The organism is Acidobacteriota bacterium (assembly GCA_034211275.1).
Lineage (GTDB): Bacteria > Acidobacteriota > Thermoanaerobaculia > Multivoradales > JAHZIX01 > JAGQSE01.
This window is the reverse complement of record JAXHTF010000198.1, coordinates 1-12,383: the sequence shown is the minus strand read 5'-3', so window position 1 is coordinate 12,383 and position 12,383 is coordinate 1. Positions and strand designations below refer to the sequence as shown.

Here is a 12,383-nt window from a genome sequence, read left to right as displayed (position 1 = left end):
GTGGGATACACTCTGGCATGAGGGGCGGCCCCTTCCGGCTAAGTCTATTTTGTTGTGATGCTTAGATTTAACCGGAAACCGCCCCTCTTGTCATGTGGTCTGATGAATTATCCGGGCTAGCCGGATTTTGGCTGAAACCTACAGCCCCAGCCGAAAAGCAGAACCCTCACCCCCTCGGTCCCCCTTCTATGTACTTCGGTTTGTCAAGAGAAAAACCTACCGGATTGGCTCCTTTCCGAGAAGGTAAGACTCTGGCGGGCCCTCGAAGGGTCCAGGGAGCGAGCCCTGGGACCACCTTCTATCCGTGCCGACTCGAGGTCGATCACCACAAACTGACTGCGCTTCGGGGCAGCTGTTAAGCCCTGAGACGAGCGCTTCTTCTCTCCCACGGTCGACGAGTCGACCCAGGGGACGGTTCCAAGCTGCTCGGACCAGAGTCATGATCTAGGGTTGCGTCGGAGGGCCGCGGTTAGTGGTTCAAGAGGGCACCCTGCGGGACGATGCCTTGGTCGACGTAGCGCCACAGAGCGATGATCAGTCGCCGCGCGACGGCAACGATGCCGACCTTGCGCGAGCGGCCACTGCCCTTGGCATAGCGTTTCTCAAACCATTGAGTAATGGGACTGTCGGGCTGGTATCGGACCCAAGCCCAGGCTAACTGGATGGCAATGGCCCGGACGCGTCGATTGCCGGCCTTGCTGATGCCGAGCTCATGGACCAGATCCCCGCTGCGGTCTGGAGTAGGCACCAATCCCACGATGGAGGCAGCTTCTCGTCGATTCCGATAGGGCCTCCAGGAAAACAGCTCGCTGGAGAGGATGAGCGAGCCCTTCGGGCCGATGGCCTTGAGCGCCGTCAGCTGTTCGACCTGCTCGGCCAGCACCGGATCCCGCCGCTCCTCGACGGCTGCTGTCCTCTGGCGCTCAAGGGCTGCGAGCTGCTCCTCCAAGAAGCACAGGCGGTCGAACTCCATGCGGACTCGCGCTAGAAGCCCCGGCAGCAACGGCTTGCCATTCCAGAGACGAGCTGCCTTCAGATCCTCGAGGAAGGAAGCTTTGGCCGGGCTCAAGTGGACGCCGACCGAGACCAGAAGGCCTTTGATGCGGTTGATCGAGCGGGTCCGTTCCCGGGTCACCGTATCCATCTCGCGCACGAGATGTCGGCGATCTTCCTCTACCTGCTCTGGAATCGTCACGACTCGCCAACACGGATCGCCCTGCGAGAAATTGATCAAATGGGCGACCAACGAAGCCGCTTCCAGCTTGTCGGTGCGAGCCTTGCGGGCTTTGCGAGAGACGCGAATCGACCCGGGATCCACGACCACATTGTCGACGCCAATGGACACGAGCCACCGATGCAGCCAGAAGCCATCCCGCCCCGCCTCGAAGCAGCTACGCACCGGGGCCGAGTCCGGAAGACCGAACCGCTTCTTGGCCCGAGCAATCTCCTGCTGCAGGGCGTCGACATCTCCGCCTGCGATAGACCGGCGGCGAGGCTTTTGTCCGTGCCCCACGGTCAGCGCCAGCGCCCAGCTGCGCAGACCCAGATCCAACGCCAGGTACAAAGTCGGGGTATGCTCGGAAGTGGTCGCGGTCGTCGTGTACATGTTCCCATCTACCTTTCTTTGTCGAGAAACTTGTGGCCGGGAGCCGACGACGGCCGTGGCCCTTTCTGCATCATAGTTTCTCTCCCAGCCGCCCTCCCCACCAACCGGTAGAGGGGGAAGCTCGTCGATCAGCGTCGTACAGAAACTCAGCGGATTGGGCGGGGGCGTCCCTCTACCGGGCGGGGGAAGGGGAGGGCTGGGAGAGGGAACGAGGGTGAGGGTTTTTGGTTTTACCACCCCAACCCATCTACAAAAAACCCATAAAGAAAGCCGCCGCGGCTCGAGAGCCGGGGCGGCGACGGATATCAGAAACTCGGGCCCGGAGGCCCGATGGCAAAGGCTAGCTCAGGGGGCGTTGTTCTCGAAGAACGCCCGCAGGCCGCTGGCGAGGAAGCGGAACTTCTCTCGGCGGTCCAGCACACCGGCGCTCTCGAGGTCCGCCAAGGAGCCTCGCAGGCAGGAGATGTAGCCCAGCACGTTGCTGTCGTCGATGCTGCAGGGAATCTCCGGGAAGGTGATGCTCTCGCTGTGGCGCACGCCATAGAGGCGGTTGCGCGTGCCACCGGGCCACATCACCTCGACGGTGCCCCAGGGGGCCTGACCGAGGCCGAAGTTGGCCGCCAGGTCGTCCTGGGAGGAGTAGCTGGAGCCGCCGATGATGGGCCGCAGCGAGGTGTTGCCACCCCGGGGGGTGAAGGCCACCACGGCGCCGATGCCGTCGCGGTTGGTGCTGGCGTCGTCGACGATGCCGACGGTGCCCAGGGCCTTGACCTCGATCCACTTGTTGCCGCTGTCGGCGCTGTTGATCTCAACCGACAGGTTCCCGCGCTCGAAGACCGGGTCCAGGTACACCTGGAAGCCCATGATCTCGCGGCTGGAGAAGCTCACCGTGGCGGAGGAGACTTCGTCGAAGGGCGAGCCGAAGGGCGGCAGCAGAACGCCGGCGAAGGGGATCTCGAAGTCCTCGACAACGTTGAAGTTGGAGGCCGAGACGATGTCCTCGAAGCCGTCCTCGTCGAGGTCACCCACCGCCACGGCGTGCACCGTGCGGTTGAGGTGATCGGTGCTGAAGGCGTCCTGGTCCCAGCTGAAGATGCCGGAGCAGGCGCCGTCGTTGCGCAGCATGACGCCGGGGTTGCTCTTGTCCACCAGCGACAGGATGTCGACGCCGCCGTGGAAGACGATGTCGGCGTCGCCGTCGTTCTCGTAGTCGAGGAAGCTGACGCCCCAGCCGAAGGGAGTCATCACCAGATCGCCGACGCCGGGATCGGTGAAAGTGCCGTCGTCGTTGCCGAAGAACCAGCGGGAGGGCTGACCGGAACCGATGTAGCCCAGGTTGGTGGCGAAGAAGTCCAGGTTGCCGTCGCAGTTCAGATCGCTGAAGTCGAGGCCCATCCAGCCGCCGAAGATGTCCATGCCGGCGGCGATGGTGACGTCGGTGAACTGGCCGGTGCCGTCGTTCTGGAAGATGCGGTTCCAGCCGCGCTCCTCGGAACGATCCTGAGGCGCGCCGCCCTGGTTGTCGGCGCTGACGATGTCGATGTCGCCGTCCTGGTCGTAGTCGACCATGGCGATGGCCCAGGTGAAAGCGCCACCCTCCATGTTGGAGACGTTCTCGATCCCCGAGGAGGCGCTGACGTCGGCGAAGACGTTGCCGCCCTGATTGTGGAACAGGTAGTTGTGCTCCATGCCCTCGTAGGTCGGACCGATGCGGAAGACCGAGATGCGGTGAGTCCAGTCGTCGTAGGTGTTGGCCACCACGACGTCCAGCAGACCGTCGTTGTCGATGTCGCCGAAGGAGCAGCCAACGGGGTGGCGGCCGTCACCGGCGACGCCGGCGGCGGCGGTGATGTCGGTGAAGGTGCCGTCGCCCTGGTTCTCGAACAGGATGTTGGCCTCACCGGTGCCCAGTACGTAGAGGTCCTGGTCGCCGTCGTTGTCGATGTCGCCGTAGCACACGCCGGCGCTGTCCTGGTCGAAGGCTCCGACACCGGCGGCACCGGCGACGTCGACGAAGGTCAGGCTGCCGCTCTCCACCAGCTGGCTGGAGTACAGGCTGTTCTCGGCACCGGGGCCGTTGGTGGCGTAGATGTCGAGATCGCCGTCATTGTCGTAGTCGAAGATCGCCAGGCCCGGGTTGCCGCTGCCCTTCTGGGGGCTGGAGTTGGTGCGCAGGCCGAAGAAATCCATCGACGGGATGGGCGACATGGCGACGATGGCGTCGCGGTGGGCCAAGCGCGGCGAAGGCACGCGCTCCCAGGTGATGCCGGCGCCGCCGTCTTCGGCGATGTTGGTGAAGGTGACAGCGGAGGCGACCGTCGGATCGCCGAGGGCGAGGACGGTCAGGGCGGCGAGAACCGCAAACCGGACCATGGGCCGGAGACATCGATGACTCGTGAACATGTTAGCTCCTTGTGCGAGAAAGAGTGGGGTTGGACCGGGGCTCATGGGGCGTTGACGGGGCGGCTCAGCGCCCGCCGGCCACCGCAGCCTCGGTCAACTGCTTCTGCAAATAGCCCTTGCCGCGGTTCAGGAACGCTGTGTCGATGCGGCTCGGGTTAAACCATTGCTGAGTGAAGGCCTGTACCTCCGCCGGGTCGAAGCGCCGGCAGGAGTACACGTCGATGCTGATGAACTGGTTGTAGGCGGAGGTGTGAATCTGGATGCCGCTCTCGATGATCGGCACCCAGCCGCTGTACCCGGGGCGGCCCGGGAACGTGGTCTCACAGGTCTTGAAAATGTAGGGCTGAGTCTGCTTCGTCATTTTCAGGGCGACGCAGATTTTGTCTAGGAACTCATAGCCCCGGTTGAGGTCGCAGCAAGCGTCATAGTCGCAGCCGAAACAGTCGAGGATGAGCTGGTAGCCCCAGGCCGATTCGTCCGGCTGGGCATCAAGGGTCGGGCCGTTCTGTTCCATCTTCAATTTCTCCGAGCACGTCCAGAGGATCCCCACCGGTCATCGAGCCGATGGCAGCAAGTACGAGCCTCCGCGAAGATGGAATCAGCTCCGTCTCCACAGGGCCTGATCAAAGAGTGGAGTTCTCTTCTTCGAACCACTCGAAATCAACCCGCTTCCGCAGGTGGGCCGAGTTGAAGAAAAATCAACAATGCTTCCTACATGTATGTAGTGCCCGGACAGTCCAGAACGGGACATTCTCGACAACCTTGAGACCGATATTTCGTAGCGAGACGCATTTTATGCCCTGAAATGAGGATCTAACTGAATTTTAGTAATATTTGTTATCTTTAGCGGGGTAGCTTTCGGGGATCAATTGCGCTCGTAGTGTCCCGCTTTGGCGGTTGGTCTGCATTCCCTTAATGCCGTGATCACGTCGTCCCCCCAGCCCGCCGAATCATCGGTGCGCCGAGGCTGGCCCCATTGTGTCCAGCCCGTGCGCCCAGCTACTCACTGCGTCCTGCTGGGGGGTGTCCCTCCTCGAACCGACCTACGAGGCTTTTGATGGAATCCTCTGCCTGGCGTCCGGAACTCATCCTGCCCGCAGCCCTTCACCGCATCGCGCAACAGCACCGGGATCGCCCGGCGGTACGCGCCGCGGGAGGCGAGCTCACCTATGGCGAGCTGAACCGAAGAGCCTCCCGCCTCGCCCGGCGACTGCGGCGGGTCGGGGTGGGACCGGAAGTGATCGTGGGCATCGCTCTCGAACGCTCGCTGGAGCTGGTGGTGGCTCAGCTGGCGGTGCTGCAAGCCGGCGGCGCCTACCTCGGCCTCGATCCGGAGCATCCGGAGGAGCGGCGCGCCTTCATGATCGAGGACAGCGGTGCGCCGGTGGTGTTGGGGCGCCGCGGCGGGATTGCGCCGCCGGAGGGCTTTGACGGCGTCTGGATGACGGTGGACGAGGACGCCGGGGGAGAAGATTCAGATCTCGCTCCGGAGGAGGCCCGGGCGACTCCGGACAACCTCGCCTATGTCATCTACACCTCCGGCTCGACGGGCAAGCCCAAGGGGGTGGCCCTCACCCACAGCGGCATCCAGCGGCTGGTGCTGGCTACGGAGCTGGTGCGGCTGGGGCCCGGAGATCGGGTGGGGCAGACCATCAACACTTCCTTCGACGTCTCCACCTTGGAGATTTGGGGAGCCCTGCTCACCGGTGCCACTCTGGTGCTGGCGGATCCGGCGGTGGTGCGCGACGCCCGGCGCATGGCCGCCTGGCTGCGTAGCGGCGAGATCACCACTCTGATGACCGTCACCGCGTTGTTCAACGAGGTAGTGCGGGAGGATCCAGCGGCGTTTTCGGGGCTGGACACGGTCTACGTCGGCGGCGAGGCGGCGGATCCGCGGCGCATGGCGGAGGTGTTGGCGGCGGGAGCTCCGGGGCGGCTGTTCAACGCCTACGGACCCACCGAGAGCACCGCCATTTCCGTGGCCTACCAGGTCGAGGAAGTCGCTGAAGGATCTACGGCCTTGCCCATCGGCCGGCCGGTGGAGGGCACCGAAGCGCTGCTCCGGGGACCGCGGCTGCAGCCGATGACAGCCAACGAGGGAGCCACCAACGAGGGCAACAGCGCGGCAGGTGAGCTGCTCCTCGCCGGGGACGGGTTGGCGCGAGGTTATCTGGGCCGTCCGGCAGCCACCGCCGCGGCCTTCGTACCCCATCCGGAGGCGACCACCCCGGGGCAGCGCGCCTACCGCACCGGTGACCTGGCACTCTGGACGGAGAACGGCGAGCTGGAGTTCGCCGGCCGCATCGATCATCAGGTCAAGGTGCGCGGCTACCGTGTGGAGTTGGGAGAGATCGAGCAGCGTCTGGGCGAGCATCCCCAGGTGGCGGCGGCGGTGGTGACGGCTCGGGAGACCGCCGCCGGCCGGGGGTTGGCGGCCTACGTGGTGCCGGAAGCCTCGGAGTCGGCGCCGGATCTGGGGAACCTGGATCTGGCGCAGCTGGGCCGCTGGCTCGGCGAGCGCCTGCCGGAGTACATGGTGCCGGCGGTCTTCGTCCCCCTCGATCAGCTGCCCTTGACCGCCCACGGCAAGGTGGATCGGGACGCTCTGCCGGATCCCGGCCCCGCGGCGCGGCCCGTGTCGACGCCCTTCGTGGCGCCCCGCGGCGAGCTGGAAGAGCGCCTGGCGGCGCTGTGGTGCGAGTTGCTGGAGATGACGGAAGTGGGGGTCGACGACTCTCTCTTCGCCCTCGGCGGCAACTCGCTGCTGGCCACTCGCCTGGCGGCCCGGGTGCGCGACGAGTTGGGGCGGGAGCTGCCTCTGGAGGCGGTCTTCGACCGGCCCACCATCGCCGGCTGGGCGCAGGCTTTGGAGCAGTCCGCGGACGACCTCGGGGAGGACGAGACCCCGCCGCCGCGCAGTCAGCCGCGACCGGACCGCGTGCCCCCCACCTCGCCCCAGCAGCGGGTGTGGTTCCTCCAGGAGCTGGATCCCGGCAGCCTCGCTTATCAGGCTCAGGCCATGATCCACCTGCGGGGAGACCTGGACGTGCGGGCCTTCCAGCGCTCCCTTTCCGAGATCGTCCGCCGTCACGAATCCCTGCGCACCTCTTTCCCGTCGGTGGAAGGGCATCCGGTGCAGCGTATTCATCCGCCGCGGCCGGTGCCTCTGACGCTCATCGACCTGACGGCGCTGCCGGAGGCCGAGCGGCCTCAGCGCTCGCGGCAGATCATGGAGAGCATCTACCGCAACCGCTTCGACATGGGGCAGGTGCCGCTGGTGCGCTGGGTGCTCTTCCGTATGGCGGAGGACTATCACCGGGTGCTCCACGTCGAGCACCACATGATCCACGACGGCTGGTCCTTCAACGTCTTCTTGGAGGAGTTGGGCGCGCTCTACGGCGTCTACCGCGAGGACCCCGGCGCCGAGTCGCCGCTGCCGCCGCTGCCGATCCAATTCGCCGACTTCGCCCTCTGGCAGCAGCGCTGGCTCGAAGGGCCGGCGGCTCAGCGGCAGCTGGACTTCTGGCGCCAGCGCCTGACCCCGGCGCCGGAGGTGCTCCCCCTGCCCCTGGATCGCCCACGGCCGCGGGCTCAGACCTTCCGCGGCACGACCTTGCGCTGGGAGCTCGAAGGGCCGGTGGCGGCGGGGGTGCGGGATCTCGCCCGCAGCTCCGGCATGACCGTCTTCATGGTCCTCCTGTCGGGCTTCTTCACCTTCCTGCACCGCCTCACCGGGCACCACGACCTCACCGTCGGCAGCGGCGTGGCAAATCGCCGCTACCGCTCGGTGGAAGGCCTCATCGGGATGATCATCAACACCCTGGTGATGCGCGCCGACACCTCCGGGGACCCCTCCTTCGGGGCGCTGCTGTCGGCGGTCTCCCGTTCCGCAGCCCAGGCCTACGCGCACCAGGATCTGCCCTTCGAGCGCATCGTGGAGACCCTGCGGCCGGAGCGCGACGCCAGCTACAACCCCTTCTTCCAGGTCATGTTCAGCTTCCACGACGCTCCCCTGGGGCAGGTGCAGCTGCCGGGGCTGGAGCTCGACCTCACCGTCGCTCTGCCCAACGGCTCGGCGAAATTCGACTTCAACTCCACGGTCATCCTGCCCCGGGAGCAGCGGGTGGCCAGCGGCGCGGCGGAGAGCGAGGACGCCATCACTTTCCTGTGGGAGATCAACACCGATCTCTTCGACCCCACCACCGTTCAGCGCTGGATCGGCCAGTACCAGCAGCTCTTGGCCGGTGCCGTGGCGGATCCCTCGACCCGGCTTTCGCGGCTGCCGCTGCTGCCCGCCGGCGAGGCCCATCAGCTGCGGGTGGAGTGGAACGACACCGGAGCGGAAGAACCGGCTCCCCGAGTTTTGCACCGGCTGATCGTGGACCAGGCGCGGCGCACCCCCGAGGCGGTGGCGGTGGTAGGAGACGAGGAGAGCCTCACCTATGGCCAGCTGGAGGAGCGCTCGGCGCGGTTGGCGGCGGCTTTGCGGGAGCTGGGCGCCGGTCTCGACACGCCGGTGGCCCTGGCCATGGAGCGCTCTCCGGAGCTGCTGGTGGCGCTGCTGGCGATTCTGCGCTCCGGCGCTGCCTACGCGCCGCTGGATCCCGACTACCCGGCGCAGCGGTTGGCGGCGGTGGTGGAGGATGTCCGGGCGCCGCTGCTGCTGGCGCACTCGGCGACGGTGGATCGGGTGCAGGGGCTCGCCGGCGGTGAAGGGCCGCGGCTGGTGACGGTGGAGGAGCTGGCAGCGGCCTCCTCCGAGAACGCATCGGATGGGCCTCCGGAAGAGACCTCGGAGGAAGAAGCCCTGGCCTACATCATCCACACCTCCGGCTCCACCGGCCGTCCCAAAGGGGTGATGAACCGCCATCGGTCCATCGTCAACCGCCTGCGTTGGATGCAGCGAACCTTCGGCCTCAGCGCCGAGGATGCGGTGCTGCAGAAGACGCCCCTCTCCTTCGACGTCTCGGTGTGGGAGCTCTTCTGGCCGCTGATCACCGGCGCCCGGCTGGTGCTGGCGACTCCCGGTGGCCACAAGGATCCGTCCTACCTGGCCCGGCGCATCGCCGAGGAAGGGGTCACTACCCTGCACTTCGTGCCCTCCATGCTGCGCCTCTTTCTCGAGGCCGATGGGTTGGAGGAATCCTGCGCCGGCCTGCGCCGGGTGGTGGCCAGCGGCGAGGCCCTCGAGCCGGATCTGGTGGAGCGCTTCCATCAGCGCATGAGCTGCCCGCTGCACAACCTCTACGGCCCCACCGAAGCGGCGGTGGACGTCACCCACTGGCCGTGCTCGGACGCCGTCGGGCGTTCCGTGCCCATCGGCCGGCCGGTGGACAACACGTCGATCTTCGTTCTCGATCCCGCCGGAGGCCCCCGAGCCCTGGGGACCGCCGGTGAGCTGTGCATCGGCGGTGTGCAGCTGGCCCGGGGCTACTACCGGCGCCCGGCGATGACCGCGGAGCGCTTCGTTCCCGATGGCCATTCCGGCACCGCCGGAGGCCGCCTCTACCGCACCGGCGACCTCGCGCGTTGGCGCCCCGACGGCGTGCTGGAATTCCTCGGCCGCATCGACCATCAGGTCAAGGTGCGCGGCTTCCGGGTCGAGCTGGGGGAGATCGAGGCCGTTCTGGGCTCCCATCCGGCGGTGCGCGACGCCGCCGTGGCGCTGACCCGGGAGAAAGACGACCTGGTGGGCTGCGTGGTGTTGCGCGAAGGGGAGGACGAAGAGACCAGCCTCGACCAGGTTCGCGAGCACCTGCGGCAGCGCCTCCCGGACTACATGGTGCCGGCGCTGCTGCGGGCGGTGAAGGAGATCCCCTTGAGCCCCAACGGCAAGGTGGACCGACGGATGCTGGCGGAGCTCGCCGAGGGTGCTTCTCGGCGTCGCCGCGCCGAGTACCTGGCGCCCCGCACGGAGATGGAGGAGCTCCTCCACACCATCTGGACCGAGCTCATCACCGCTCCCCGCATCGGCGTGCTGGATAACTTCTTCGACCTCGGCGGCCACTCTCTCCACGCCACCCGCCACATGTACCGTGTGCGGGAGCTCCTGGAAGTAGAGCTGCCGGTGCGGGCTCTCTACGAGGCTCCCACCATCGCGGAGATGGCGATCCTCGTCGAGAGCCGGTTGATGGAAGAGCTGGAGGCCATGGAGGGCTGAGCCCTCTCCTCGGGTCGGCGGAAGGCGAGAGAAGAGCCTGGACGAAGAGCGAGAAGCGATGGGAGACGGCAAGAGCACCAGCGAGCCCAAGACCGGTGGGGCGGGCCTGCAAGGGCGGAGGTCGGCGCTACAGGAGCGGCTGGCTCGGGCCCGTGCGCGGCTGGCCGGCGACGACCGCATCCCGCGTCGCGACCCGGCGCGGCCGGCTCCTCTGTCGCTGGCCCAGGAACGGCTGTGGTTCCTCGAACAGCTCCTCCCCGGGACCGGCCTTTTCCTCCTCTGCCGCAAGCAGCGCCTGGGCGGCCCCCTGGAAGTGGGGCGCCTGGCGCGAGCCTTGGCCGCCCTCGTGGCCCGCCACGAGGTACTTCGCACCACCTTCCCGGAGCTCGAGAGCGGTCCCGTCCAGAGGGTGACGCCGGCCCGGCCGCGGATTCCGGCGCCGCTGCCGGTCATCGATCTCCGCTGCCTGCCGGAACCGGCCCGGCGCCGCGAGGGACGACGGCTGGAGCTGCGGGAGGCTCGGCGGCCCATGCCCGTGGCTCAGGGGCCGGGGGACCAGGGCTCAGGATCCCAGGGTTCGGGATCCCAGGCTTCGGGGCTCTTCCGCACCCTCCTCCTGCGCGCCGCCGACGAGGAGCATGTGCTGCTCCTGACGGTGCACCATCTGGTCTCTGACGGCTGGTCCTTCGGCGTCCTGCAGCGCGAGCTCAGTGAGCTCTACGCATCCGACGCGGCGCGCCGGGGAGAGAGTCCCGAAGCGCCTGAGCTCGATCCCTTGCCGGTGCAATACGGCGACTATGCGGCCTGGGAGCGCCAGCAGCAGGCGGAGACGGCGAAGGGCGACGGCGGCGCCTCCCATTTGGATTTCTGGCGCCGCACCCTCGAGGGATTGACCCCGCTGGAGCTGCCGGTGGATCACCCCCGCCCGCCCGCCCGTCGCCTCTCCGGGGACGAGGTACCGCTCCGGCTGCCGGGCCGATTGGTGCGGTCTCTGGAAAGCCAGGCTCGGGACTCCGGCGCCAGCCTCTTCATGGCGCTGACGGCGGCCTGGGCGGCGGTGCTGGCCCGCTGGTCCGGTCAGACCGACCTGGCCCTCGGCACCCCGGTGGCGGGCCGCAGCCGCAAGGAGGTGGAAGGCCTCATCGGCTTCTTCGTCAACACCGTGGTGCTGCGCTGCGATCTGGCGGGGGACCCCAGCCTGGTGGAGCTGCTGCGGCGCGCCCGGGAAGTGGTCCTCGAGGCCATGAGCCACGCCGAGGTCCCCTTCGCCCGGGTGGTGCAGGAGGTCTCCCCGGAGCGCGGCCTCAGCCACGCCCCCCTCTACCAGGCGACGGTGGCGCTGCAGAACGTCCCCGCCGAGACCCTCTATCTGCCGGCCATCGAGGCCGGGCCGCTGGAGGTGGTGCCGCGGGGACTCACCGAGCAGGATTTGATTCTGGCGTTGGAGCCGGAGGGCGAGCAGGCGAAGCACAGCGCCGAAACTTCCGGTTCGAAGGGCACCAGTCTGAAGGACCCTGGTCTGACGGGAGCCATCCTCTTCAGCGCCGAGCTCTTCGACCGCAGCACCGTCCGGCGCTGGGCGGGCCATCTGCGGCGGATGCTCGAAGCCCTGGCCTACGATCCGGGCCAGCGCCTGTCGGAGGTAGAGCTGACCGGCCCTACCGAGCGCCAGCAGCTGCTGTGGGATTGGAGCCACGCCGGCGGCAGCGCGCGTGCTGGCGAGAAGAGCACCGGCCGCGAAACGGTGCTGCCGGCGGTGCTGCGGTGGGTGGAGAGCCATCCCGACCTGCCGGCGGTATTTTCCGACACCGACTCATCGCTGACCTATGGGGAGCTGGAGAAGCGCTCCGGGCGCTGGGCGCTCTGGTTAGTGAAAGACGGGCTGCGGGAGCGGAACCGCGCCGAGGAGCCCATCGTCGCCCTCTGTCTGGAGCGTTCCGTCGAGCTGGTGGTGGCGGCGCTGGCGGTGCTGCGCTCCGGCGGCGCCTACCTGCCGCTGGACCCCGCTCACCCTCCGGAGCGGCTGGCGTGGATGGCCGAGGACGCCGGGGCGGCGCGGGTCTTCGTAGGCCGCGAGGCAGACGAGGAGCTGATCGAGGCGTTCCGAGCGGCCGGGGTCGAGACGGTGGTCGCCGGCGCCGAGCCTCCTGCTGCGGCAGACGGAGGGTTGGGGGACGGGGCCCTACCCACTCCCCGGGCCGCCGACGCCGCCTA

The 12,383-nt window shown here is 67.6% G+C and carries 5 protein-coding genes; 2 read left to right on the top strand and 3 right to left on the bottom strand.

Annotated features, from left to right (window positions below):
- Nucleotides 1-469: 469 nt before the first annotated feature.
- The 3 genes from SX243_21490 to SX243_21480 all read right to left on the bottom strand — a co-directional run bounded on the left by SX243_21490 (nucleotide 470) and on the right by SX243_21480 (nucleotide 4,523).
- Nucleotides 470-1,843, bottom strand: coding sequence for an IS110 family transposase (locus tag SX243_21490; protein MDY7095558.1), 1,374 nt, complete (start codon nucleotides 1,841-1,843; stop codon nucleotides 470-472).
- 108 nt (nucleotides 1,844-1,951) lie between these two features.
- Nucleotides 1,952-3,979 carry a CRTAC1 family protein gene (locus tag SX243_21485; protein MDY7095557.1) on the bottom strand — a complete coding sequence of 676 codons (2,028 nt, stop codon included), beginning with the start codon at nucleotides 3,977-3,979 and terminating at the stop codon, nucleotides 1,952-1,954.
- Nucleotides 3,980-4,073: 94 nt separating this feature from the next.
- A complete protein-coding gene (locus tag SX243_21480) occupies nucleotides 4,074-4,523 on the bottom strand; it encodes an S-adenosylmethionine decarboxylase (protein MDY7095556.1) in 450 nt (149 codons plus the stop codon).
- A gap of 543 nt (nucleotides 4,524-5,066) precedes the next feature.
- On the opposite strand from SX243_21480, the gene SX243_21475 reads away from it, so the two are divergent.
- Both SX243_21475 and SX243_21470 read left to right on the top strand, forming a co-directional pair.
- A complete protein-coding gene (locus tag SX243_21475; GenBank protein ID MDY7095555.1) occupies nucleotides 5,067-10,169 on the top strand; it encodes an amino acid adenylation domain-containing protein in 5,103 nt (1,700 codons plus the stop codon).
- A 58-nt stretch (nucleotides 10,170-10,227) separates the two neighbouring features.
- The coding region (locus tag SX243_21470; protein MDY7095554.1) for a condensation domain-containing protein at nucleotides 10,228-12,383 on the top strand (2,156 nt) is incomplete at its 3' end.